This window comes from Collinsella aerofaciens (assembly GCF_040915545.1).
GTDB lineage: Bacteria > Actinomycetota > Coriobacteriia > Coriobacteriales > Coriobacteriaceae > Collinsella > Collinsella aerofaciens_BE.
This window is the reverse complement of sequence record NZ_JBCPDH010000013.1, coordinates 1-26,002: the sequence shown is the minus strand read 5'-3', so window position 1 is coordinate 26,002 and position 26,002 is coordinate 1. Positions and strand designations below refer to the sequence as shown.

At 61.6% G+C, this 26,002-nt stretch carries 19 protein-coding genes and 1 tRNA gene; 6 read left to right on the top strand and 14 right to left on the bottom strand.

Going from position 1 to position 26,002, the window contains the following annotated elements; all coding sequences use genetic code 11:
• Positions 1–206 precede the first annotated feature (206 nt).
• Complete coding sequence (rho, locus tag AB5202_RS05690; RefSeq protein WP_368143847.1) at positions 207–2,753, bottom strand: transcription termination factor Rho; 2,547 nt, start codon at positions 2,751–2,753, stop codon at positions 207–209.
• 529 nt (positions 2,754–3,282) lie between these two features.
• Positions 3,283–5,136 carry an arginine--tRNA ligase gene (gene argS, locus AB5202_RS05685; protein WP_118206450.1) on the bottom strand — a complete coding sequence of 618 codons (1,854 nt, stop codon included), beginning with the start codon at positions 5,134–5,136 and terminating at the stop codon, positions 3,283–3,285.
• A gap of 342 nt (positions 5,137–5,478) precedes the next feature.
• Between argS and AB5202_RS05680 the strand changes: the two genes are divergently transcribed.
• The gene (locus AB5202_RS05680) at positions 5,479–5,964 is read left to right on the top strand and encodes a CarD family transcriptional regulator (RefSeq protein ID WP_022094807.1); all 486 of its coding nucleotides are present in this window, start codon (positions 5,479–5,481) and stop codon (positions 5,962–5,964) included.
• A gap of 108 nt (positions 5,965–6,072) precedes the next feature.
• A complete protein-coding gene (locus AB5202_RS05675) occupies positions 6,073–6,672 on the top strand; it encodes an HD domain-containing protein (protein WP_089572031.1) in 600 nt (199 codons plus the stop codon).
• Positions 6,673–6,742: 70 nt separating this feature from the next.
• Here AB5202_RS05675 and AB5202_RS05670 read toward each other — a convergent pair whose 3' ends face one another.
• The gene (locus tag AB5202_RS05670; RefSeq protein ID WP_195568764.1) at positions 6,743–8,029 is read right to left on the bottom strand and encodes a glutamate-5-semialdehyde dehydrogenase; all 1,287 of its coding nucleotides are present in this window, start codon (positions 8,027–8,029) and stop codon (positions 6,743–6,745) included.
• Positions 8,030–8,141: 112 nt separating this feature from the next.
• On the opposite strand from AB5202_RS05670, the gene AB5202_RS05665 reads away from it, so the two are divergent.
• The gene (locus tag AB5202_RS05665) at positions 8,142–9,560 is read left to right on the top strand and encodes an alpha/beta fold hydrolase (protein ID WP_368143846.1); all 1,419 of its coding nucleotides are present in this window, start codon (positions 8,142–8,144) and stop codon (positions 9,558–9,560) included.
• 99 nt (positions 9,561–9,659) lie between these two features.
• On the opposite strand, the gene proB is transcribed toward AB5202_RS05665, so the two are convergent.
• From proB to AB5202_RS05640, 5 genes are all read right to left on the bottom strand, one after another.
• Positions 9,660–10,787 carry a glutamate 5-kinase gene (gene proB, locus AB5202_RS05660; RefSeq protein WP_195246591.1) on the bottom strand — a complete coding sequence of 376 codons (1,128 nt, stop codon included), beginning with the start codon at positions 10,785–10,787 and terminating at the stop codon, positions 9,660–9,662.
• Positions 10,788–10,866: 79 nt separating this feature from the next.
• Positions 10,867–12,372 carry a nicotinate phosphoribosyltransferase gene (locus AB5202_RS05655; RefSeq protein WP_368143844.1) on the bottom strand — a complete coding sequence of 502 codons (1,506 nt, stop codon included), beginning with the start codon at positions 12,370–12,372 and terminating at the stop codon, positions 10,867–10,869.
• An 84-nt stretch (positions 12,373–12,456) separates the two neighbouring features.
• Positions 12,457–12,915: a hypothetical protein gene (locus tag AB5202_RS05650; protein ID WP_368143843.1), complete on the bottom strand. Its 459-nt coding sequence runs from the start codon at positions 12,913–12,915 to the stop codon at positions 12,457–12,459.
• 64 nt (positions 12,916–12,979) lie between these two features.
• Positions 12,980–13,052 (bottom strand) — tRNA-Ala (locus AB5202_RS05645).
• 150 nt (positions 13,053–13,202) lie between these two features.
• On the bottom strand, positions 13,203–14,141 hold the full coding sequence (locus AB5202_RS05640) for a radical SAM protein (RefSeq protein ID WP_368143842.1): 939 nt from the start codon (positions 14,139–14,141) through the stop codon (positions 13,203–13,205).
• 526 nt (positions 14,142–14,667) lie between these two features.
• Between AB5202_RS05640 and AB5202_RS05635 the strand changes: the two genes are divergently transcribed.
• Complete coding sequence (locus AB5202_RS05635) at positions 14,668–15,867, top strand: MraY family glycosyltransferase (protein ID WP_368143841.1); 1,200 nt, start codon at positions 14,668–14,670, stop codon at positions 15,865–15,867.
• 170 nt (positions 15,868–16,037) lie between these two features.
• Positions 16,038–17,087, top strand: coding sequence for a tryptophan--tRNA ligase (gene trpS / locus AB5202_RS05630; protein ID WP_368143840.1), 1,050 nt, complete (start codon positions 16,038–16,040; stop codon positions 17,085–17,087).
• Between the two features lie 393 nt (positions 17,088–17,480).
• Here the strand turns inward: trpS and AB5202_RS05625 are convergent, their stop codons facing one another.
• The 6 genes from AB5202_RS05625 to AB5202_RS05600 form a co-directional block, all read right to left on the bottom strand.
• On the bottom strand, positions 17,481–17,801 hold the full coding sequence (locus tag AB5202_RS05625; protein ID WP_035137247.1) for an MGMT family protein: 321 nt from the start codon (positions 17,799–17,801) through the stop codon (positions 17,481–17,483).
• 79 nt (positions 17,802–17,880) lie between these two features.
• Entirely contained in the window at positions 17,881–18,735 is an 855-nt protein-coding gene (locus tag AB5202_RS05620) for a DegV family protein (protein ID WP_195568755.1), read from the bottom strand.
• Positions 18,736–18,854: 119 nt separating this feature from the next.
• On the bottom strand, positions 18,855–19,304 hold the full coding sequence (locus tag AB5202_RS05615; protein WP_368143839.1) for a MarR family winged helix-turn-helix transcriptional regulator: 450 nt from the start codon (positions 19,302–19,304) through the stop codon (positions 18,855–18,857).
• 170 nt (positions 19,305–19,474) lie between these two features.
• Positions 19,475–20,194, bottom strand: a complete 720-nt coding sequence (locus AB5202_RS05610) for a B3/B4 domain-containing protein (RefSeq protein WP_368143838.1) — start codon at positions 20,192–20,194, stop codon at positions 19,475–19,477.
• Positions 20,195–20,421: 227 nt separating this feature from the next.
• The gene (gene pckA, locus AB5202_RS05605; RefSeq protein WP_368143837.1) at positions 20,422–22,092 is read right to left on the bottom strand and encodes a phosphoenolpyruvate carboxykinase (ATP); all 1,671 of its coding nucleotides are present in this window, start codon (positions 22,090–22,092) and stop codon (positions 20,422–20,424) included.
• A 278-nt stretch (positions 22,093–22,370) separates the two neighbouring features.
• On the bottom strand, positions 22,371–23,942 hold the full coding sequence (locus AB5202_RS05600) for an L-lactate permease (RefSeq protein ID WP_368143836.1): 1,572 nt from the start codon (positions 23,940–23,942) through the stop codon (positions 22,371–22,373).
• Between the two features lie 180 nt (positions 23,943–24,122).
• On the opposite strand from AB5202_RS05600, the gene AB5202_RS05595 reads away from it, so the two are divergent.
• Positions 24,123–25,703: a lipopolysaccharide biosynthesis protein gene (locus AB5202_RS05595; protein ID WP_368143835.1), complete on the top strand. Its 1,581-nt coding sequence runs from the start codon at positions 24,123–24,125 to the stop codon at positions 25,701–25,703.
• Positions 25,704–26,002 lie beyond the last annotated feature (299 nt).

The following is a 26,002-nucleotide window of genomic DNA, read 5'->3' as shown; positions in this document are numbered from 1 at the left end:
ATCTGCGTTTTCCGTCGCGAAGCTTAAAAGCTATTATGCGAAACCGCCCCGTCGATTGCAAGCGACGATGTCGGATTGAAACGGGAAACCTGCTGCTTGCCAGTCTTATGGTCGATAACTGGCGCCGAGTGGCGATATAAAAAGGGCCGAGGCGCAAGCCCCGACCCTTCATCGCGCCGGCAATAACGCCGCGTGCGGTTGACGACTTAGAACGTCTGCTCGTAGTCGCTATGCTTTTTGGCCGAACGCACCAGGAACTCCTGGTTGGTGTTGGTGCCCTTGAGGCCCTTGATAAACGATGCGGCCGCGCGCTCGGTATTGTTCATGCCGGCGAGGATGCGACGCAGACCAAAGACAAACGGGCGCATCTGCTCGTCGACCAGCAGGTCCTCGTTGCGCGTACCCGAGGCAACAGGGTCGATGGCCGGGAAAATGCGGCGATCGGCCAGGTCGCGGTCGAGCTTGAGCTCCATGTTGCCGGTACCCTTGAACTCCTCAAAAATGACCTCGTCCATCTTGGAACCGGTATCGATGAGTGCGGAGGCCAGGATGGTGAGCGAGCCACCGTTCTCGATATTGCGGGCTGCACCCAGAAAACGCTTGGGCGGATACAGTGCCGCCGAATCAACGCCGCCCGAAAGGATGCGGCCTGAGGCGGGCGCCGCCAAGTTGTAGGCGCGGGCAAGACGCGTGATGGAGTCGAGCACAACTACAACATCGCCGCCCAGTTCCACGATGCGCTTGGCGCGCTCGATGACGAGCTCTGCCACGCGAGTGTGGTTGTCGGCGGGCATATCGAAGGTCGACGCCACAACCTCGCCCTTGATGGAACGCTGCATATCGGTGACCTCTTCGGGGCGCTCGTCGACGAGCAGGCAGATGAGGTGCACCTCGGGGTTGTTAATCGAGATAGACTGGCAGATTTTCTTGAGGATCGTCGTCTTGCCGGCCTTAGGCGGGGACACAATCAGGCCACGCTGACCCTTGCCGATCGGCGACACGATGTCGATGGCACGACCGGTAATGGAATCCTTGCCATGCTCCATGCGCAGCGGCTCGTTGGGATAGACCGGGGTGAGGTCGCCGAACTTGGGACGATTGCGAATCTGCTCAGGATCCATGCCGTTGACGGTCGTGATCTTGGCGAGGCCGGCGCGCTTGTCGCCGCCGCGCGAAGGACGCAGCGAGCCCTCGATGACATCGCCCGTGCGCAGACGCGCGGAACGGATGAGGTATGCGGGCACGAAGGCGTCGTCGTTGGACTTCATGTAGCCATGGGCGTGGATGATGCCGGAGCTGTCTGGGCGAATCTGCAGAATGCCCTTGATATCGCGGAAACCCTCGGCCTTTGCGGCGGTAGTGTAGATCTCCTCGACGAGCTCGGCCTTCTTCTTGCCGGTCGTCTCGATCTCGAACTCCTTGGCCTTCTCGCGCAGCTCGGCGACCTTCATGGCCGCGAGCTCCTCGCGCGAAAGCGTGGGCTCAGTCGGAGCGGCATTGCGCTCCTTATTGCGCTGCTTGCGGTCGCGCTGACGGTTGCGGCGATCGTTGTTACGCTCGTCCTTGCGCTCGTTGCGGTCATTACGCTCGTCGTTGCGCTTGTGCTGACGGCGGTTGGGGCGAGCGCTCTCTTCGGTCTCGACGGGGGCGGTGCCATCGGTTGCGGAGGCGTCTTCGTTAGCCGAAGCATCATCGCTGGCCTCGGCATTGGAATCGCCCTGCGGCTCGGCCTCGGCATGCTGCTCGACGGCCTTGGCCTTAGCGGACTTCTTGCGACCGCGCTTGGGCTTCTCGGACGCAGACTGTTCGACGTCTTGGGGCTCGGCGGCATCAGTCGATGCATCGGCGGTCGTCTCGGCGGAAACCTCGGACGCACCCTTCTTGGCAGCCTTGGCCTTGGACGTGCGCTTAGCAGCAGTACGATGGCTGCGACCAGGACGGACGTCGGCGGGCTCGACATCGGCAGAAACGGCCTCGGAAGTCGTAGCATCCTGGACGGGCGCGTCGGCAGCGGTTGCAGGCTCGGCGGTCGCCGCAGCATCCCGAGCGGCGGCGGCTGCGGCTGCGGCCTTCTCGGCCTCGACGAAAGCCTTGGGCTTGCGACCGCGACGGTGCGGGCGCAAAGCCGGATCGACAACGGGAACTTCGCTGGCCTCGACAGGCGCAGCGGGCTCAGTTGGCGATGCGCCCTCCCCTGCCGCGGAACGGACCGAAGCCTCAGTGAGCTCGGGGGTTACCTGTTCAGCAACCTGCTCGGCCTTAGCAGCCGTGCGACGGCGTGTGCGCGGTGCCGGCTTCTCGGTCGGTTGGTCGGCGGCAGGGGTCTCGGGCACAGACGGAGCTGCAAGCTCGGTCAGAGCCGCGGCCTCGCGCTCGGCAGCACGACGGCGGGCGCGCACCACCTGAGCCTCGCTAATCTGCGCCAACGCACGTGCCTGCGCGACCTCATCGGAAATCGGCGCCGAGGAGTCAGCTGCAACGGTGCGCTTGGCGCGCGTCGTGCGCGCGGTACGGCGCTTGGGCTTGGTGACCTCCTCGCCGTCAGCGGCAGGCTTGGCCGCGCGGCGCGTGCGCTTGGGCTTTGCCGGAGCAGCCTCCTCACCAGTTGCAGGCACGGCCTTCTCAGCCGTTGCAGCCTTAGGCGTCTCAGGAGCCGAGGTTTGCGCGGGCGCCGCGACCTGGTCCGACGCAACCGGTGCAGCGGGAGCGGCTTGCGTCGTCGTTATTTCGTTTTCTTGCTGTTGATCAGACACAGTGTTTGCTCAACTTTCTTTTCAAGCCCTGTGATCACATGCTCCCTGCATAAACCTTCAGGGCGGCTAAACAGTCTAGCTCCGTCAAATACCGACGGACATCATTGATCTGTATCGAGATATTTGCGTCATATACGCAGCGTTAGTGTAACACAACCGCCGCCACCTGCAACTTAGTCATTGGGGACGTTCTTAAACGACTATTCAAAAGGGACACTCTTTGGTTTACCGCCCACAAATCTGACTGCCTCCGCCAAAACTATGGCGGTTTACTACGATGAATCGCTCAACCGCGACCACTCCGAAACTTGTTGAACTAAAACCGCAGGTAGATGCCTTGCACTTTTTAGCTAAAAGCCGGCGTGGTTGGAATATCTCAATTCATCGTAGTAAACCGGCATAGTTTCGTATTTCCAGCAGTTCCAAATTCGTCAATACGTCGGCGTTTGCAAAAAAGCCCGACCTCCGTGGGAGATCGGGCTTTCAAGGCTTAGTTAAACCAAGTCTGTACGGTCAAATGACCCGCAGATTACATCTGCTCGGGCGCGGAAACGCCAACGAGGGTGAGCACCAGGGCGAGCGTCACGCGAACGGCGTCGCAAGCGGCCAGACGGGCGCGCGAAAGCTCGGGGTCGACGGGACGGCCCTCGCTCGGCAGAACCTGGCAGGCAGCGTAGAAGCTGTGGAAGTCGCCGGCGAGTTCCTCAGCAAAGTGCGTCAGACGGAACGGGGCGCGGTCGCGAGCGCAGCTGGCAATCAGGTCGGTGAGCTCGTTGAGCTTACGCGAAAGGGCGAGCTCGGTCGGGTCGGTCAGCAGCGAGTAATCGACGTTCTCACCGATGGCCTTGGCGGCAACGGCCTTCATGCCCATCTCGTCAGCCTGCTCGGGCGTAACGTCGGCGGCACGGCGCAGGATGGAGCACACGCGGGCGTGAGCGTACTGCACGTAATAGACCGGGTTGGAGTTGTCGCGCTTCTTGACGGCCTCGATATCGAAGTCGACCATCTGGTTGGAGCTTTTGGAGATGAGCGTGTAGCGAGCGGCGTCGGAACCGACCTCGTCGACGAGCTCCTGCAGGGTCACCATGGTGCCCTTACGCTTGGACATACGGACGGGCTTGCCGTTGCGCAGCAGGTTGACGAGCTGGCCCAGCAGAACCTCAAACTTGCCGGGATAGCCAAGAGCGTCGCAGACGCAGCGGACGCGCTCGATGTAGCCGTGGTGGTCGGCACCCCAGATGTCGATGACGTGGTCGACGCGCTGGAACTTATCCCAGTGATAGGCAACGTCGGAGGCGAAGTAGGTGTACTCGCCGTCGGACTTGATCAGGACGCGGTCCTTGTCATCGCCCAGGTCGGTGGAGCGGAACCACAGGGCGCCGTCCTTGGTGTAGAGGTAGCCCATCTTGTCGAGCTTCTCAAAAGCGCGGTCGACGGCAGAGGTGCCGGCGGTCTCGCCCTCGGTGTCCTTCACGTACAGCGAACGCTCGGAGTACCAACGATCGAAGTCGCAATTGACGGCGTGGCAGAGGTCGCGCATGTTGTCGACCATCTTCACATAGCCGCGCTCGCGGAAGCTCTCCATGCGCTCCTGAGGATCGGCCTCGACCCACTTATCGCCGTCGGTGCGCCAGAACTCGGCGGCCTCGTCGATAATGTAGTCGCCGCCATAGGAGTCCTTGCCCAGGGTCTCGGCAAAATTGTCCTGGTACGGATGGGTCTCGGGATGCTCGTCGTTCTCGTCGGCAACGAAGGCGTCGCGGTCTGCGATCAGCAGCTTGTGAGCCTCGTCGATATCCACGCCCTGCTTGGCGATGATGTCGGCAAGCTGCATATAGCGCGTGCTGATGGAGTTGCCGAAGGTGTTCATCTGAGAGCCGTGGTCGTTGATGTAGAACTCACGCTGGATGTCGTAACCGGCATGGTCCATAACGCGGCAGAGCGAATCGCCCAGAGCGGCCCAGCGGCCATGGCCGATGTGCATGGGGCCGACGGGGTTGGCGGAGACGAACTCGACCTGGGTCTTCAGGCCGCCACCGACGTTGGACTTAGCGAAGTCCATACCCTTCTCGCGAGCCTCGCCAAAGATGGCATTCTTGACGGCAACGGAGAGGTAGAAGTTGATGAAGCCGGGGCCTGCGATCTCGACCTTCTCGATCGCGGGGTCCTCGGGCATATGGGCAACGATGGCCTCGGCGATCTTGCGCGGGGCGCAATGGGCCAGCTTGGCGGACTTCAGGGCCATGGTAGAGGTCCACTCGCCATGAGAAGTGTCAGCCGGTCGCTCGATAGCGCAATCGTCAAGTTCAAATGCAGAAAGGTCGCCGGCCTCCTGGGCCGCAGCAAGCGCAGCGCGTACCAGCTCTTCAATCTTCTCGGGCATAGATCCTCCTTGTGTTAAAGCCCCCGAGCTCTTGGTCACTCGTAGGGCAAAAGCCAGAGTTTGTAGCACTCTATCACAAGCGACGGGCACTGTCGCAGGGTAAAGCCAATCGATATTGCATATGCACAAAATTGACTACAGCTTGCATGGAGTCACTCAAAGATGCCAGTCTGCCTGCAGATTATGCAGGCGTTGAAAATGCATAAAGGTGTGAATGAGCTGCGTCTGTTATCGAATACTCTTACCTATCAGAGTTGTGTGCTTTTCCTGCATAAAGTAAGGGTTTGCGCACGTCAGCGTGTTATTCTAGACATACGTAAATTCGTATAAGTTGGAGGTAGCATGTTCTCAATCGGTCAACACGTCATTCATCCGGGTCAGGGAGTCTGCACCGTCGTCGGTTTTAGGGACGACACGCCGCAGCCCATGCTACTGCTCGAGACCAAGCAGGGACATGCGCAGACGATCCTCATGTACCCCGTGGCGCAGGCCGACCGTTTGCACGCCGCCATCTCGCAGCAAGATGCCGAGCACCTGCTGAGCCACTATGACGAGCTGGAGTGCGACACCTTTACCGAGCGCAACAGCTCACTTGAGGAGACACACTTTAAGCAGCAGCTCAAGCTGGGCGCGCCTGAGACGGTCCGCGTGGCAAAGACCATGATGCACCGCATTCGCCAGGCCGAGGAAGCTGATAAAAAACCCAGCTCCTACTACATGCGCGTACTCAAGGAGGCCAAACGCCGCTCCATCGAGGAGTTCGCCGTGGCCCTGGGTGTCACCGAGGAGGACGCCGAAGCCCGCCTAGCCCAAGCCGCCCTCAACTAACCCATCCGCACCAAGAACCGCCACAAAGGGGACAGGCACCTTTGTGGCGGTTTTCTTGTTCTAGTAGTATTCAATCTTAGCGATACCCACGAGCACAAGGAGTCTCTTATGGCAGAGCCGCTTACCGCCGGAATCACCCGCGACCGCGCGTTTGAACTGCTTAACGAGCACAACAAAGACCCGTTCCACATCACCCATGGCGAGACGGTCGAGGGCACCATGCGCTACTTTGCGCGCGAGTTCGACCCCGAGAACGAGGAGTTTTGGGGCATCGTCGGCCTGCTGCACGACTTGGATTGGGAGGAGCATGAGGACGACCCCATGAACCACACCATCTATGCTGCCGAGATTCTCGAGGGCGAAGGTGCGTCTCCCGAGCTCATTCGCGCCATCCAGACGCACACGTCCGACTTCAACACCTCGCTGCCCAAGCCCGAGCTGCAGATGGAAAAGATCCTGTTTGCCTGCGATGAGCTCACCGGCCTGATCGGCGCTGCAGTCATCATGCGCCCGAGCAAGAGCGTTATGGACTTTACGACCAAGTCGCTCAAGAAGAAGTTCAAGGACAAACGCTTTGCCGCCGGCTGCTCGCGCGACGTGATTTCGCAGGGCGCCGAGATGTTGGGCTGGGAGCTCCCCGAGCTCTTTGACCGCACGATCGCGGCCATGCAGTCCTTCGCCCCCGACCGAGATACCTTCCAGGCCTAACCGTCAACGCCACCTAAATCCACCACAAAGGGGACAGGCACCTTTGTGGTGGTTTTTGTTTGCGCGGGCGTTAGGGGCGGACCTGGCCGGTGCCGCGGAGCTTGTATTTGTAGGTGGTGAGGGCCTCGGCGGCAAAGGGGCCACGGGCGTGGAGTTTTTGGGTCGAGATGCCGATCTCGGCGCCCAGGCCAAACTCGCCGCCGTCGGTGAAGCGCGTGCTGGCGTTGGCGTACACGGCCGAGGCATCGACCGCATCCAGGAAGCACTCGCAAGCATCCGTGTCCTCGGCAACGATGGCCTCGGAGTGCATCGTGCCGTAGCGGTTGATGTGTGCGATGGCCTCGTCCTCGTTTGCCACGACCTTCACGCTCATCTCGAGAGCCAGGTACTCGCGACCCCAGTCCTCCTCAGTCGCGGCGACGTAGTTGTCGCCCTCGGCAAGCCCAGCGTCGGCACATGCGGCGCACGTGGCCTCGTCGCCGTGAATGAGCACGCCGTGGTCGTGCAGCACGGCAACGACCGCCGGCAAAAACGAATCTGCCACGGCACGGTCGACCAGCAGCGACTCGGCGGCATTGCACACGCCTACGCGCTGGGTCTTGGCATTGACGATAATGTTGAGCGCCTTATCAAAGTCGGCGGATTCATGCACGTAGATGTGGCAGTTGCCCGTGCCCGTCTCGATCACCGGAACGAGCGACTCGCGCACGCAGCGCTGAATCAGGCCTGCACCGCCGCGCGGAATGAGCACGTCGACGATACCGCGGAGCTTCATGAGCTCGCCGGTGGCTTCGCGATCGGTGGACTCAATCATCGAGACGGCCTCGCGCGGGAAGCCCTTGGCCTCGAGCGCATCGGCCAGCAGCTCGGCGATCATGGCACACGAGTGATAGGCCAGCGAGCCGCCGCGCAGAATGCAGGCGTTGCCGGTACGGATGCAGATGCCTGCGGCGTCGGCCGTCACGTTGGGGCGCGCCTCGTAGACCATAGCGACCAGGCCCAGCGGCACACTCACACGGGTCAGGTCCACGCCGCTTGCAAGCACGCGGTGGTCGAGCACGCGGCCCACGGGATCGGGCAGCTCGGCAAGCTTTTCCAGGCCGGCGGCCATGCCCTCGACGCGCTCGGGCGTCAGCAGCAGGCGATCGAGCAGTCCGGCCGAGGTACCCGCATCGCGCGCGGCGGACATATCGAGCTCGTTAGCGGCGACGATGGAGTCGACACCGTTGCGCAGTGCTGCGGCCATGGCGCGCACGGCCTCCTGGCGCTGTTCATCGCTCGCCGTGGCAAGCGAGGCCGACGCTGCCTTGGCGGCAACGGCAAGATCGTGGACATACGTGGCTATATCGACCGACATGGGCGGCCCTTTCTCCTAGAAGTTTGCAACCATGGTAGCCGATTTGCGCATGGCCTCGCCCGCGGCGGTAGAATTGGTCAACCCGAAACACCGCAACGAACGGAAGACTCACATGGCCCTCATCACTTCGTACCACGTCCCCGGCCTTTACGTCGAGGACCACAGCATCGACGTCCCCCTTGACTGGCGCGGCCTGGAGCCGATGCTCCTGGCCGTCGGCAGTACCATGCGCCGCGGCGCCATGCCGGCACCCATCGCCGGCGCGCCCGAGAGCATCAAGCTCTTCTACCGCGTGGTTAGCGCGCCCGACCGCATCAACGACGATCTGCCGCTGCTCCTGTTTTTGCAGGGCGGCCCCGGCGGCGAGAGCCCACGTCCGCTGTCGCCCACAAGCGACGGCTGGATCGAGGAGGCCGTCAAGCACTTCCGCGTGGTCCTTCCCGACCAGCGCGGCACCGGACGCAGTAGCTGCGTGGACGGACGCACGATCAAGGCACTGGGTGATCGCGCAACGGCCGCCGGCGCCGATACAGCACGCTCGCAGGCGGACTTCCTCAAGCGCCACCTCGCCAGCTCCATCGTGCGCGATTTTGAGTACCTGCGCCTAGTGGGCTTTGGCGGCAAGCCGTGGGTCACGCTCGGCCAAAGCTACGGCGGTTTTTTGACGCTGAGCTACCTGTCGCTCTTCCCCGAGGGCGTGGCGGCGAGCTTTACCTGCGGCGGCATCCCCCACGTACCGGCGAGCGCAAGCGAGGTCTACGCGCACACCTTCCCGCGCATGGCCGCCAAGACGCAGCAGTATTATGACCGCTATCCCGCTGACGTCGAGCGCGTGGCAGCCCTGGCCGATGCGCTCGAGGCTCAGAAGCCCGTGCTGCCCGACGGCTCGCCGATGACGGTCGAGCGCCTACAGCTCATGGGCAGCGACTTTGGCATGAAGCCGAGCTTTGAGCGCATGCATTGGACTATCGATCACGCTTTTGTTACTGGCGACGGTACGCTGAGCTGCGGCTCCTCGGTATCCGACAGCTTTTTGATGCGCGCCTTCGAGCGCACCAACACACGCACGAACCCGCTGTACTGGACACTGCAGGAGTTTATCTACGCCGACGGCGACACCATGCCCATTCGCTGGGCCGCAGCAGAGGAGAAGGCCCGTCGTGCCGAGTTCGACACACTCGCGCGCCCGCTCATGTTTACCGGCGAGGCCATGTTCCCGTGGATGTTCGAGCAGATGCCCGAGCTCAAGCCCTTCAAGCCCGCCATGGACCTGCTGATGGAAGACACCAGCTGGGACAAGATCTACGACCCGCAGCGACTGGCGTGCAACGAGGTGCCCCTGCAGGCCGCGGTGTATTTCGACGACATGTACGTGGATTCGGGCCTGCAGCTTGATACGCTCAGCCGCGTGGGCAACTCGCATGCCTGGGTGACCAACGAGTTCGAGCACGACGGCCTGCACGGCAGCGTGGTATTCAAGCACCTCTTCGACGAAGCCCTCAACCGCGGAGACCTGCGCCAGATCTTCTAGCAAAGGAGTGTCCCAAAGTGCCGGCACATAAGGAACGTCCCCAAGTGCCGGCACGAGAAAGACAGCGCTGCGGGAAACGATCCGCAGCGCTGTCTTTCTTTATGCAAATACGATCAAGTTATCCCTGTGTATCGCCGGCTTCTCGGCCAGGTCTGCCAGCAGGCGGTTGCTGGCGATCTGGTCCTGGCGGCGGCCGGCGGCAAGTTCCAGCACGTCCGAATCGGCCTCGGCGATACCGCGGGCGACGACCATACCTCTCGGATCGCACACATCGAGCACATCGCCCTCGGCAAACTGGCCATCGACCTCGCGAATACCCACCGCAAGCAAGGAAGAACCACGGCTGACCAGCGCCTTCGCGGCACCGTCGTCAACCGTTACCGAGCCATGTGCCTTGTCACCCAGCGCGATCCACAACTTGCGGGGTGCGATGTCCAGACGCTCCGCCGGCGGATCGAACAGCGTGCCCACGCTCTCGCCGCGGGCTAGGCGCACGAGCGCATCGGGCTCCTCGCCCGAGCAAATCACGCTCTGAATGCCCGCCGTCATCAGGATGCGGCTCGCGCGAATCTTGGTAATCATGCCGCCCGTGCCCACCGATGTGGAAGAATCGCCCGCCGAGGCAATAATCTTGGCATCGATCTTATGCACGACAGGAACAAACTCGGCCGTGGGGTCCTCATGCGGATTGGCAGTATAGAGGCCATCGATGTCCGAGAGCGTCACGCACAGATCGGCAGAAACCAGGCAGCTCACAAGCGCCGCCAGTGTGTCGTTGTCGCCGAACTTGATCTCATCGACGGTAACGGTATCGTTCTCGTTGACGACCGGCACCACGCCAAGCTCCACGAGGCGCAGCAGGGCGTCGCGCGCGTGCAGGTAGGACGTGCGGCGGGCCGTATCGTGGCGCGTGAGCAGCACGAGCGAGGTGAGCAGGTCGCGCGCATGGAACTCCTCGTCGTAGGCCGACGAGATGATGCACTGACCAGCCGAGGCGCAAGCCTGCAGGCTCGGAAGGTCGCCGACCGGCTTGCGGTCGAAGCCCAACACGGGATAGCCACAGGCGATAGCGCCCGAGCTCACCACGACCAGACGCCAGCCGAGCTTGCGCAGCGCTGCGGCCTGATCGGCAAGTCCGCCGATAAAGGCGCGGTTGACCTTGCCATCGGCACCCACCACCGTGGACGAACCGATCTTTACCACCATCGTTTTATAAGAAGTCGTCATACGTCAAACCAATCAACTGTTCAGCGAACGGCCGAGTTGGCGGCCAAGGGAGCGTGACTCGCCCCTACCGCCCAAGGAATTAGTGAGTCCAAGGAAAGGCAGAAGCCGCGGCCATGTTCTTGCGCACGAGCTCGTCGCGCACCTGAGCCAGGCCCTGCTCCATGCCCACCACATAGGTCTGCGGGTACAGGAAGCGCTTGAAAGCTGCGTCCAGATGATCGAGCGCCCAAGCACAGCGCTCGCGCGCGTCCTGGATGCTCTCACGCGGAGCCACCGCACTGCCATCGCGCACGATCGGCACCAGCAGCTCGCGATACTCAAGTTCGGACACGTCGGTCACCAGGGCGGCATCATTCACGGCCACGAGGGTATTGCCGCGCGCGGTGCCCTCCCCCGCCAGATGGTCCTCGTCGTAGATCATGTCGCAGACCGGGCCGCCAAAGCCGTCGAAATAACGGCGCACGCGTTGCACACCCGGGATCGTGCGCTTGTAGGGCTGCTCGGAGAGCTTGACCACCGGCGTCCATGGATCTGTCTCGCTCGCACGGCGGGCGGAAAGCTTGTACACGCCACCCAGCGCCGGCTGGTCATAGCAGGTCGCGAGCTTGGTACCCACGCCAAAACTGTCGATGGGCGCGCCCTGGTCGAGCAGCGACTGAATCGTGTACTCATCCAGATCGTTAGAAACCGAGATCCCCACATAGGGCAGGCCCTCGGCATCAAAACGGCCGCGCACATACTTGGAGAGCTTGGCGAGGTCGCCGGAGTCGATGCGAATGGCCGACAGGCGCTCGCCCATCGCTTCCATCTCCTTGGCAACCGTAATGGCATGTTCACAGCCCTCGCGCACGTCATAGGTGTCGATGAGCAGCGTACAATTCTTGGGGCTCGACTTGGCAAAGGCGCGGAAGGCCTCGAGCTCGGAATCGAAGCTCATCACCCAGCTGTGCGCATGCGTGCCAAAGACGGGAATACCGTAACGGCGGCCGGCGAGTACATTGGACGTAGAGGAGCAGCCGGCAACGTAGCTCGCGCGCGCGACGGCCAGGCCGCCATCGGGACCCTGGGCTCGGCGCAGGCCAAACTCCGCCACAGGGCGACCGTCGGCGGCGAGCACCACGCGCGCCGTCTTGGTGGCGACAAGCGTCTGGAACCCGACGATGTTGAGCAGCGCCGTCTCGAGCAGCTGGCACTCCAGCGCGGGGCCGGTGACGCGCACCATGGGCTCGCGCGGAAAGACGAGCTCGCCTTCGGGAACGGCGTCGATGTTTACATGCGCACGAAAATCACGCAGGTAGTCGAGGAATCCAGGCTTAAACATCGCGCCGCCGGCAGGGGCCTGGAGCGAGGCGAGGTAGTCGATGTCCTCGGGCGTAAAGCGTAGATTCTCGACCAGCTCGGGCAGTTCGGCGGTGCCGCACATGACGGCATAGGCGCTGCCAAAGGGATGGTCGCGGTAAAACGCGGTAAAACAACCCTGCTCATTGGCCTTGCCGCTCTCCCACAGGCCCTGGGCCATAGTGAGCTCGTACAGATCGGTGAGCATTGCGATGTCGGTGGGATGAGAGATGTCGGTCAAAGCCATGGGGCGACCTTTCGGATGTGTGGTGCAGAATTTGAGGGTTGGACGAGAGCAGAGCATGCGGACATGACGCCCGATGCAAATCGGTTAGAGCAGGCCCATGCTGGTCAGGATCGTGTAGCCCATAAAGATGACAAACGCGATGAGGGCAAGGACAATGATGATTTTTTGAGCCGGCGCCATGCCAGGGATCTCGTTCTCGCCCGTAGGCTCCTTGGAGGTAACCATGCGCTGGGCAAAGGTCATCTCGTCACGACTCGGCTTAGGCTCGACGGACTTGGGACGAGCGGCCTTTTTAGGCTGAGATTTGGGCGCGGCAGGTGCAGGCTTCGCAGCAGCGGGCTTGGGTGCGGGCGCGGGCGCCGATGCGGATGCGGCGTTCGCGGCGATCTCCTCGGCCTTCGCACGCTCGGCACGCAGGACAGCCAGCTCCTCACGCTCGCGACGGGCCTCTTCACGAGCCTCGCGGCGGGCCTTCTCGGCGCGGAGCTCTTCCAACTCAGCGCGCTCCTCGTCGGACAATGGTTGGGACTCAAGCTCGGCCATGGTATAGCCCTTTCTTTTAAAAAAAGCCGCCGACACAATGTCAGCGGCTTATCAAATCCAAGGGTGGAGACGAAGGGAGTCGAACCCTCGGCCTCTGCCATGCGACGGCAGCGCTCTCCCAACTGAGCTACGTCCCCAGGACAAGTCGATATTTTACCTACGGCTCGCCAACTGTCAACGCCCAATAACCAGTCTTTTTGGAGCGCGGCTATTTTGACAACTTTTCGAACAGACGATCCTCTCGATGATTTTTAATCCCCGTCCCAGAAAAATCATCGACGAACGCACTACTTTGCGCTGGTAAGAACACCGGTGGTGTCGAAGGCCGGGGTGAAGCTCTCGTCTACCGCGCCGCCCTCTTGCCAGAACATCGTCGTAAAGCCCAGGTCGTCGGCATGGTCGAGCACCCGCTCGTACTCCTCGCGCGTCACGGCGCGCGCCAGATCGCCGCCTTGTTCGCGCATGAGGGCATTGGGCGTGTATTGGTTCATGACCGAGATCGGCACGTCGCCCACCGTCTGCCACACCAGGTCCAGTACGCGACACGAATCGTCCGCATGCCCCGGAAGCACCAGGTGGCGCACGATGATGCCGCGCTTCATGAGCCCGCCCTCATCCACCAACTCTCCCCCGCGGCGATCGATCTCGCGCGCCATCTGGGCCAGACCCGACACGGCCACGCGCGGGTAGTCCTTAATATGAGAAAGCGACTGCGCAAGCCCGGCATCGGCATATTTAAAGTCGGTGAGCCACACATCGACCAGGTCGCCCAGCGCCGCCACGGCACTCGCACGCTCGTAACCACTCGTGTTGTAGACGATCGGGATGACTAGCCCGCGCATCCGTGCCGCGGCAATCGCGGCAGGCAACAGGTGCGCATAGTGCGTCGCCGTCACCAAATTGATGTTGTTGGCACCCTGGTCCTGCAGTTCCAGCATAATCTCGACTAGGCGCTCAGGCGAAATCTCAAGGCCAAAATTGCCGGTCGAGATCTCGTGGTTCTGGCAGTAGATACATTTAAGCGAGCAACCGCTAAAGAAGATCGTGCCCGAACCGGCCTCGCCCGAGATAGGCGGCTCCTCCCACATATGAAGCGCCGCGCGGGCCACCCTGAGCGTGTCGTTAGCACCGCATACGCCGCGCGCGCCCTCATCGCGCGCCGCACCGCAACGGCGCGGACACAAATGGCAGGCGGGCGAAAAAAGTTCGGTCAACGACGTCGGCATAAAAACATGCTCCAAAACAACGATTCAGCAGCTCAAACGTAAAGGGCCAGGCCGCGTAGACGGCTCCGTCCCTAAGGCGCCGTAATCGTCCGACACGATTTTTGTAATGTCAAGACTGGAATCCACAAAGTGCCGCTTTATGATGTAGGTATTCCGCCCCCCGCGGAGCAACTGGGTGAACCGTCGCGTTTATTTAGGGAGCCCACACAGTCGTGCCTAGTACAGGTATCCTTCGTTGTTAAGGACGCTGGAACAGTCGATGAGGGCACCCACCTGTTTTAGGTGGGTTCATTTTCGTAACGTGGGGGGTGGTTTTCTTTTGCCGAAAAACACCATTACAGTCCATATGGATCCCCGTCGGCATCCCGGCAAGCCATCGACAACATCCCAATATCTGGTAAGCGCGTGATTATCGCTGCGTGCAATTACATGCACCCCCCTTGGTCGAGTATTATGGTTCGGCTATGCCCTTTGCGCATGGCGTTCTTCTGACCTTTTCCTTCGACGCTTGGCGGTTTTTAGATTCATGGCTTCATCCCCGAGCTACATACCGTACCTATGCGTGGCAGCGGCGGCCTTTATCACGACCTTCCTCGCGGTGCCCCTGGTCAAGCGCTTGGCAATTAAGCTCGATGCCGTCGACTATCCTTCTAAGCGCCGCATCAACACCAAGCCCATCCCGCGTTTGGGCGGAACGGCGGTGTTTTTGGGCCTGGTCGTTGCCTGCATTGTGCAAATCCTAGGCACCTGGCACCTAGGCTGGCCACCCGTCCTGGTGCCGCACCCGCGCCTTCACATTAGCTATCCCATGCTGGCGCTCTCCTTTACCGTCATCTTTGCGACCGGCGCTATCGACGACGTCTTCCAGCTCAAGCCCAAGCAAAAGCTGGCCGGACAGGTCCTCGCCGCGCTTATCGCCTGTATCGGCGGCCTGCGGATCGGCGTCATCGTCAACCCGTTTGCCCCCGGCGAAATCACGCTCGGATGGCTCGCCTATCCCATCACCGTGATCTATCTGGTGGCATTCACCAACATCATTAACCTCATCGACGGCCTCGACGGCTTGGCCACGGGCATCTGCGGCATCGCCTCGTTCACCATGTTTTCGATGGCCGTTCTCTCGGGCCGCATCGACGCCGCCGCGCTCTCCATTGCGCTCTTTGGCGCCTGTCTGGCCTTTTTGCGCTACAACTTCAACCCCGCAAGCATCTTCTTGGGCGACTCGGGGTCGCTGCTTCTGGGCTTTGCGCTGGGCTCCATCTCGCTGCTCAACGTGAGCCGCACCGCCGCGCTCACCTCGCTTATCATCCCGCTCATCGTTGCCGGCGTGCCCATCATCGACACGTTTAGCGCCATTGTGCGCCGCAAGCGCGCCCACATTAGTATCGGGCAGGCCGACAAGGGCCACATCCACCACCGCCTGATCCAAGAAGGCTACAACCAAAAACAGGCCGTGCTGCTCATCTATGCCTGGTGCATCATGCTTTCGGCCGGCGCCGCCGCGATTAACCAGGTCGAAGTGCCCATGCGTGTGCTCATCTTTACCGTGCTCGCCATTGGCTCGGCGGCCTTCGCCAAGCACCTGCACCTGTTTGAACCCGTACTACGCCACCATTACAACAAGCGCACGCACGAGGACGAACTGGTCACCCCCGACGACCCCGCTTTTAAGCAGGAGGAGCAGGCAGCCGAGGAGCGCAAAGAAGAGCGCCACCACAAGCTCTAGGGCAAGCTGCCGAGGATGTGCCAAGGCACCGTTAGCCAAGCGCGGCCGCGCCGCACCCATCGCACATGCCGCAGCACGCGCGTCCCTCTCCCGCCCCTCGCCTACTTACGCACCGCCCCTCCAATAAACGCGTTATCATCAAAACCTGCGAACGAACGTTAGGAGCAATCATGCCAAACGAGAACAGCTACGAAGTCGCGCTGCAAAAGAGCAACGCCATTCGCGAGGGCCTGACCAAGACGCCCGAGAAGTTCACCATGCTCACCGGCGACCGCCCCACCGGCCGTCTGCACCTGGGCCACTACTTCGGCACCCTCAAGGGCCGTGTTGAGCTGCAGAACATGGGCGCCAAGACCAACGTGCTCATCGCCGACTACCAGGTCATCACTGACCGCGACACGACCGAGCACATCCAGGACAACGTGTACAACATGGTCATGGACTACCTTGCCTGCGGTATCGATCCCGACAAGACCATGATCTACGCGCACTCCGCCGTGCCCGCCGCCAACCAGCTCATGCTGCCGTTCCTGTCGCTGGTGTCCGAGGCCGAGCTGGCGCGCAACCCCACCGTCAAGGCCGAGATGGAGGCCTCGGGCCATGAGCTTACCGGCCTTCTGCTCACCTACCCGGTGCATCAGGCCTGCGACATCCTGTTCTGCAAGGGCAACGTGGTGCCCGTCGGTCGTGACCAGCTGCCGCACATCGAGCTCACCCGCACCATCGCCCGCCGCTTTAACAACCGCTACGGCAAGGTGTTCCCCGAGGTCGACGCGCTGCTGTCCGAGACCCCGCTGCTGCCCGGCCTGGACGGCCGCAAGATGAGCAAGAGCTACGGCAACGCCATCAACATCTCGATGACCGCCGAGGAAACGGCCAAGCGCATCAAAAAGAGCCAGACCGACTCCGAGCGCATGATCACGTTCGATCCCGAGAACCGCCCCGGCGTGTCCGGTTTGCTTTCGACGGCCGCCATCTGCACCGGTCGCTCCGAGGTCGAAATTGCCGAGGAGATTGGCATGGGCGGCTCCGGCCAGCTCAAGAAGTACGCGACCGAGGCCGTCAACGAGTACTTCGCACCTATCCGCGAGCGTCGCCAGCGCTACGAGAACGATCTGGATTACGTGAAGGACGTGCTGCACGAGGGCAACCGTCGCGCCAACGAGATCGCCGAGCAGACCCTGGCCGAGGTTCAGGACGCCATGGGCATGGTGTACTAGACCGATCTGCTGGCTTGAGCTTTCGATTGCTTTAGGGCGGGCGCTACGGCGTCCGCCTTTTTTGGAGCCGGACCGCTTCGGCTCCGTCCATCGCACCCCCTCGACAAACAGGAACAGGCCCGCCGGCAGCTAGTTGCCAGCGGGCCTGTTCCCGAAGTACACCGTTGAATCGCACAGAGGGGAGGAATGCGAATCAAACTCAACAGGGCAGGCTTTTTCATCGCCTATTGCCTGCTCCGTTGCTGAAACCAATATAGTTCACCGTGGTTTACTTTCTGATGGCAAAGTACGCCACCACACCTTCTCCATAAGTTAGCTCTGGTAAACCTACAGCGTAAAACCACCACAAAGGGGACAGGCGCCTTTGTGGTGGTTTTCGCCACGGCAGAACCGCTAGAGCCCGGCAGGCCAGCGACAGGCGGCCAAGTCGACGTGCATGTCGTCCTTAAACGCCACACCTTCCCCTAGCAAAAGCTCACGTTGAGCATCGGGACCGCCAAAAGCGAAGCCCTCGCATATGTGCCCGTCGGCAAACACCACGCGGTGACAGGGAATCTCGCCGGGGCGCGGATTACTATGCAGGGCATACCCCACGTACCGCGCACTTCGTGGACGACCGGCGAGCAGCGCCACCTGACCGTACGTAGCGACCATCCCCTCGGGAATCTGCTCGACCACCTCGTACACCCGCTCAAAAAAGCCCTCAGACGCCATCGATCGCTCCCTTCCACCCTGAAAAGCATAAACCACCACAAAGGTACCTGTCCCCTTTGTGGTGGTTTTGACCGGAAAGCTAGTTGGCGGGGCGGAAGAAGGCTACGGCTACGGCGCCGGGGCCCACGTGGGTGCCGATGGTGGCGCCAATGGTGTGGATGGGCAGCTCGTTCTCGGTGTGTCCAGCCCACAGCGCGGCGCTGTCCTCGATGTACTTCTTGAGCACAGCGTCCGAAAGGCCCGTATAGCCCAGTGCCAGCGGCATGGAAAAGTCGACGCCGCCCGCCTTTTCGACCTTCTGGTTGAGCAGGTTACGGCCGTTCTTGGAGCCACGAGCCTTGCCCAGCTGCACGATAAGGCCGTCCTCGGCGGCCACTACGGGCTTCACGTTGAGCAGCGTGCCCACAGCGCCCGCAGCGGCAGACAGGCGACCGCCGCGCACCAAGTACTCCAGCGTCTCGAGCAGGCCGATGACGACCACGCGGTCACGGACGGCCTCTACGGCCGCCGCGATTTGGGCCGCACTACGGCCCTCGTCCACCAAGCGCAGCGCATACTCGACCAGGACACGTTCGCCCAGGGTGACGTTATTGCTGTCTACCACGAACACGTCGCCGCCCGGCGCCTCGGCAAGTGCGGTACGGGCACTCTGATTGGTGCCCGAAAGCTTGGCGCCCACGGTAATAATCACTGCCTCGTCGCCGGCCTCACGCGTCTCGGCAATCGCCTGTGAAAACGCGTACGGGTTGACCTGACCGGTCTTGGGCAGCTCATCGCGCTCCACGAGCATCTCGTAAAAGCGCTGGTGATCGATATCGACGCCATCCATGTACACATCGGTACCAAAGGTAACGGACAGCGGCAGAACACGCAAAGCGGGGTGCTCAGCCGGCGACATATCGCTTGCGGAATCGGTAATAATACGAATGGACATAACAAATCCTTTCTTGCGCGGAGCTCGCGCGGGGAATTTTGACAGCAATGCCCCGGCACGGTATACGCGCTCAAACGGGACTATGCAGTTGTTAATGGGAAGCAAATGCCTTGGCGGCCTTAGATCTCGCGCAGGGTGTCGAGAATCGTACGCAGCGATGCATACATCTGCTCGCGCTGCTCCACACCCATAGCCTTACCGGTGGTATCGAGCACCTCGCGAATGATGCGGTCCGCCTCGCTCATGCTCTCGCCGCCCAGAGCGGTCAGGCGAACCGGAGCACGATACTTAACGGCGGCATCGCCCGAGTCATCAACCTCAACAAAGCCGCCCTCCTCCAGGTGCACCAGCGTGCGCGAAACGGCAGCGCGCGTCACGCCGGCCACGCGAGCCAGGTCGGCGCCGGTCATACCATCCTTGCTGCGCTCCAGGTAGTACAGGCACATGACGTCGGAGCCCTTGAGGCCCAGCCTTGCGCCCTCGGACGTCTTGATACGCTGAATCTCCTTGTAGAGCCCGCTAATCAGTCCAACAAAATCCTCAAAACGTGTCTCGTCGTTCTGCTGCATGGGAGACGACCGCCTTTCGCTTGCATGATGCTAACGGGTAAACATCTTAGCCGCATGTCCGAACCCCCGTACCCAAATACCCCATTTGTTAACCCATCAACATAAAAACCACCACAAAGGGGACAGGCACCTTTGTGGTGGTTTGGGGCATCAATAGGTTCTAGGCGCCGCTACAGCTCCACACAGGGATTGTCGCGGGTCACAAGCGTCTTAACGACAACCGTAGCGCCCAGATAGCGCTCGAGCAGCTCGGCCAAGCGATCGACGGCGGCCTGACAGTCCCCCATCCGCTCGGGCTCCACGCACTCAATCGCCAGAAATGCGTCCGCCGAATCGTCGGACAGGGCCGTTCGAACGCCGTCGCGCCAGTTCCAGCAGCGGCACACGGCGCCCGCATCGTCGATGTAGGCCAGCTCGCCAGGCAGCGTCGGGTCATCTGCTTCCTCGCCAAGCGGCAAGAACGCATCGCCACCGTCGGTCACCTTCAAGCGAAGGTCTCCCTCGATCGCATGCAAATCCTCGCCTCCCACGGGCAGCGCGTAGGTCAGCGACACCGTGTTGTAAATATCCACCGCGGGCGTAATGTGGCCCACCGGTTTGCCTTTGAGCACGCGTTTGAGCAGGTTCTCGATTGAGCAACGCGCGCCCTTTTTGGTCTTGAACAGACGATAGGCCTCGCGCCATGCTTTGACCGGTGCGTTCTCGCTGATAGTATCGCTTGTCAGGTGGCGCTCCGCATCGATGTTGGCGCGGTCGAGCAGCGCGGCGATCGCATCCACGCCCTCCTGGGGAATCTGAGCCGCGGGCTTCATGCCCTTTACGACCACGACGCCGACCGCCGCCTGCGGAAACAGCTCCCAAAATGACTCCTCGGCAACAAAGCCCTTCATACGCTCTCCCTTCATCGTGCACGCCCGAGCGAGGGCGTCTAAACAAAAAGCGCCCCCACGGCGGCCACCTTCAAAGTCCTACGGTGCCGCCACAAGAGCGCTTACGCTGCCCCCATCCGGAGAAGGGGGCGATATGTCAGGCGTATTGTAACCTGAGTCATCCGCCCAAGCAAAACCACCACAAAGGTGCCTGTCCCCTTTGTGGTGGTTTTGGGCCTGAGGCGACGCTAGTGGCGGAGTCCCAGCAAGCCGCGGCCGCGATGACGGGCCTCGGCGGACACCTGGGCGTGCGGGCCGGCGGCCTTGACGGACTCGGGCAGGTGGGAGTACTTCTTCTCGAAGTTCTCCTCAAACATCACCGCCAGGTTGTGCGCGGCCTCGTCGTAGCGCGCGGTGCTCTGCCAGTACTGGCGCGGCACTAGGATGCCGTCGGGCACACCGTGGCACGTGGTGGGAATGTCGACATTAAAGATGTCGTCGTGCACAAACTCGCTGTCCTCGATGGTACCGTCGAGGGCGCGAGCGACCAGCGAGCGCGTGTAGGCAAGCTCGATGCGATGGCCCACGCCATAGCCGCCACCAATCCAGCCGGTGTTAACCAGGTAGACGCGCGTGCGGCCGTCGGCGATGCGCTCGCCGAGCATCTTGGCATAGACCATGGGGTCGAGCGGCATAAACGGCTCTCCGAACAACGAGGAGAACGTGGGCGTGGGCTCGGTGACGCCGACCTCGGTGCCGGGGATCTTGGCCGTAAAGCCCGTCACAAAGTGATACATGGCGGCGTCGGCCGTCAGGCGCGAGATGGGCGGCAACACGCCAAAGGCGTCGCAAGTCAGGAACAGCACGACACTCGGAGTGGTGCCCATGCCCTTAGTCCACGCGTTAGGAATGTGCTCCACGGGATAGGCCACGCGCGTGTTGTGCGTGATCGAGATGTCATCGTAGTTGGGCTTGCGGTTCTCGTCGAGCACCACGTTTTCGCAGATTGCGCCAAAGCGGACAGCGTTGAAGATCTCGGGCTCGTGGAAGGCGTCTAGGCCCTCGCATTTGGCGTAGCAGCCACCCTCGATGTTGAAGATGCCCATGTCGGACCAACCGTGCTCGTCGTCGCCGATCAGCAGGCGCGCGGGATTGGCCGAAAGCGTGGTCTTGCCGGTGCCGGACAGGCCAAAGAACACGGCGGTCTCGTGCGTGACGGGATCCATGCTGGCCGAGCAGTGCATGGGCAGCACGTCGTCCTCGACGGGCAGCAGATAGTTCATGACGCTAAAGATCGACTTTTTAATCTCGCCGGAGTAGCCGGTGCCGGCGACCAGAATCACGCGTTCCTGGAAATTGATGACCACGGCGGCGCTGGAGTTGAGGCCCTTGATGGCAGGGTCGCACTGGTAGCCGGGTGCCGCGAGCACGCAGAAGTCGGGCTCGCCGGTGCGCGCGATTTCACGGGCGAGCGGACGGGCAAGCATTTGCTTAATGAAGAGTGCCTGGCTGGCACGCTCGCAGGCAACAAGCAGGCGACGCGTGTGGTTGCGGTCGGCGCCCGCCATGCCGCGCGTGACGAACACATCGCGCTCGTTGAGATAGTCGACGATGCCGGCTTTGATGACCTCGTAGCTTTCGACGGACAGCGGGCGGTTGACGGCGCCCCAGGCAATCTTGTCGTGGACATCGGGGGTGTCAACGATAAAGCGGTCGTTGGGCGAACGTCCGGTACGCTCCCCCGTCTCGATCACCAGCGCGCCGTTGGATGCCATGCGGCCTTCGTTGCGGCGGATGGCATGCTCGACGAGCTCGGCTGCCGGCAGGTCAACCAGCAGGCGGGGCTGGTTCTCAGCGGGGTCTTCGACCAGCGTAATGCCAAAATTGGACAGAACTTCTGCAGGGGTAACACCAGGCATGGGGCCTCCTTTAAAAACGCGGCACGTGGACGCGGCGCGCACTTTACTCACGTAAAGCCCGTTGTACCCGATATGCAAAAACGTTTTTGCGGCAAGGGCGGCAAGCCCGCCCAACGGTCAAAAATCGCAGGCAAGCGGCCCAGTCATTGGGGACGTTCTTAAACGACTAGTCATTGGGGACACTCTTGAACAGGCAACATTCAAGGAGCGTCCCCGGATGCCGGCACTTAGGGACGTTCCCAAAGTGCCGGCACATAAGGAACGTCCCTAAGTGCCGACTACAGCGGCAGGTTTTGGCCGAGCATGGCTATGACGCTCATGAGGACCAGCATGCCGGCAGCGTAGGGTAGCACCGCGCCCAGGAGTTCGGCATCCTTACCGCGCACGTGCACGGCGGCAAGACCAATGGCGAGGGTCTGCGGCGAGATCATCTTGCCGGCGGCAACGCCAAGCGCGTTCAGCGCAACCATCCAGTAGTCACTCACGCCCAGCGCGGTGGCAGCCTGGCTCTGGATGGGGCCAAACAGCATGCCCGAGGACGTGCCCGAACCGGTCACGAAAGCACCGACCGCACCAATCCACGGAGCCAGAATCGGGTACAGACCGCCAGCGACCGCAATGCAAAATGCGCTGATCGACGAAATCATGCCGGCATAGCCCATCACCTTGGCGCAGCCCAGCACCGAAAGCATGGTGATAACCGTCGGCATCATCTGCTTCACAGTCGCGGCCAGCACCTCGCCCATCATGCGCGGCGAAGCGCCCTGAATGGCACCGCCGACAAACGCCGCCAGGAAAATCCAGACGCCTGGCGTGTTGATCCACGAAAACGTAAGCATACCGGGATTCTCACCGCAATACACCTGCACATGGCTCGCAAACGGCGCGAGCGCAGCATGTACAGCGGGCACCAGATTAGACGTGCCCAGCAGCAACACAAAGATCAGGATGAAGCACGACCAGGCCGAAAGCGCCGACTTAACGGTGAGCTTCTCCCCCGCCTCGATATTCATGTGAAAGCGTGCGTCCAGATGCCCCGACTTCTCGGCACGCATGGCAAGTGCAGCTGTCAGCGCGAGCGAAACGATGGATCCTACGACCACGGCCAGCTCGGGGCCCACAAACATGGCAACGACCAGAGCCGCGCCGACAAACGACACGCCGGAGAGCAACGCCACGCCGGCAACACCGTGCAGACGCTCGCCCACACTCGCGGCATTGCCCTGGTCATCGGCAACACGGCCCGCAACCAGCACAATAAATAGCGGCATCACCACAAAGAACGGTGCGAGCTGCACCAGCTGAACGGTCGCTAGGTGAAGGGAATCCAAACCCACCAGGTCGGCAACGGACACCGTGGGGATGCCGATGGAGCCGTAGGGCGTGGGCACGCCGTTGGCCAGCAGGCAGATGAGCACGGCAGGCACGGCCTCAAAGCCCAGGCCCGCGAGCATGCCGGCGGGAATGGCGACAGCGGTACCGAAGCCGGCCATGCCCTCCATAAAGCCACCGAAGCACCAAGCCACGAGCAGCGCCAGCAGACGGCGGTCGCTGCTGATGGAGGTGATCATGCTGCCGATCACGTCCATGGCGCCCGTACGAACGCACAGGTTATACGTGAACACCGCGGCGATGATCACCAGGACGATGGGCCACAGAGCCATCAAAAAACCTTCGAGCGAGGCGGTCGCGATCTGCGCTGCCGGCAGGTGCCACCATGCGAAGGCAAGCAAGCACGAAAGGACAAACGATCCGATAGCGGCCTTCCAAGCTGGCCATTTAAAGCACAGCAGCATCACGACCAGCCAAATAATCGGCACAAGAGCCAGTAAGAATGCGGCGACGTCCATAGGTAGAAGCTCCTTGGTACCGCGTGGGCGGCATCGGGGGTGTCACAAAACTTCAACAGGATACCGCACGTTTACCGACTAATTACAGCCGCCCGCCGAAATTATTGAACAATCCGTTCAAAAACACGAACGAACACCGTCGCGTCTATACTAAAGCGCAGCAATAGAAAGGACTCCGCTTTGAGCATCACGCCCCTCGATAGCATTCGCCGCGCCATCGCCCGCCGCAACGGCGTCTCCAACCCCGCTGCATCGAGAGACGGCGCCGCGAAGGCCCAGGGCGGCCGCATCGAGAACGGCCTCTTCCCTGCCTCGCACACTGCCGAGGAACTCGCACGCATCCAAGAGCTGAGTCAGCGCAACGCCGGCGGGCCCGATAGCAGCCAAGCCACACGTCGCCGGCGCGAACGCGATCGCAAGCCCGGCCCCGTCCGCCGCATGGTCAACGCTTGGTGGAACCGTCTGCTCGGTGCCGTCTACGGCGGCGGCTTCTCCATGCAGGAAGCGGAATACGAGGAGCACGCCACCCGCCGCGATTACCTTTGGAACGCTCTCGGCACCGCCGTGTGGGGCTTGGCGTTTCCGCTGCTCACCATCGTGTCCACACAGCTCGTGGGCGCCGAAGAAGCCGGCAAGTTCTCCATCGCCTTTGTCACCGGCACGCTCATCATGATCGCATGCAACTACGGCGTGCGCAATTTCCAGGTCTCGGACATCGACGAAAAGACGTCCTTCGCCTCCTACCAGCTCAATCGTTGGATCTGCGGAGCGCTCGCCCTAGGCTGCGGCCTCATGTATAGCAGCGCCCGCGGCTATGACGCGCAGATGGCGACGATCGGCCTGGGCGTCTACCTGTATAAGGTCATCGACGGCGTCGCCAACGTGTACGAAGGCCGCCTGCAGCAGGCCGACAAGCTCTACTTGGCTGGAATGAGTCAAACGCTACGCTCCGTCGGCGTCATCGCGGTCTTCAGCGTGGCGCTGCTCTTCACGCGCAGCATGCCCATCGCGGCCATGGCCATGGGCATCGCCGCAATCGCCTCGCTCGTGCTGGTCACCGCGCCGCTCGCCCTGCTCGAGACCGAAAAATCGCGCCGCGTAAACCTGCGCGAGGTCGGCCACCTGTTTGTCCAGTGCGCCCCACTCTTTGGCGCGCTATTCCTGTTCAACCTTATCGAAAGCATGCCCAAGTTTGTGATGGAAGGAACACTAGCCTACAAATACCAGCTGTACTTTAATGCCCTGTTTTTTCCAGCTCAGGCTATTCTGTTGAGCATTGAATTTGTCTATAAACCGCAGCTCCTGCGCTTGTCGAGCATTTGGGCTAATCCTCGTAAGCGTCATCGCTTTGACCTGATTATTGTTGCCGTTATGGCGCTGATCGTGGTCATCACCGGCGTGTGCGCCGCATTTATGGCAGGTCCCGGTATTCCCCTCATGAGCTTTATGTACGGTCTCAGCTTTGAACGCTACCGTACGCTGGCGCTGCTGATGGTCGTCGCCGGCGGCGTCACCGCGGCCATCGACTTTATCTACGCCATCATCACGGTGCTGCGCCACGCTGGAGACGTCACCAAGATCTACCTGATCTGCTTTGCCGTGAGCGTGGTGCTCCCGGTGATTCTGATCAATTTGCTCGGCCTGATGGGCGCCGTCGTGAGCTACCTAGTCATCATGGCCCTACTCCTAGTGCTGCTGATTATCGAGTACCGCCGCATCCGCCAACGCATAGAGAGGGACCGGAATCCGTACGGAGCCTAATTGCGGCGATGGGAGCAGCTAATTTGCGGTGGAATCACCCCGGCTGGGGTCTCGTTGCGGACACGCAAAACTAAGTGAGTAGACTTTTACCGAATCCCGCACCACACCGACAAAGCACAAGTCCGTGACCTGCGGTTTTATTGAGGCAAATATGTTGGGTGCTCGGCATTTCCAAAAAAGTCTACTCACTTAGCCAGCGGGCAGCCAATGATTATTTAAGGTTCTGTTAGACCAGGATTGACATTCCGCCCCGTCATCTTCTTGCGATTGCACAATGGTCGCCCTCTTGTCGGATTTGA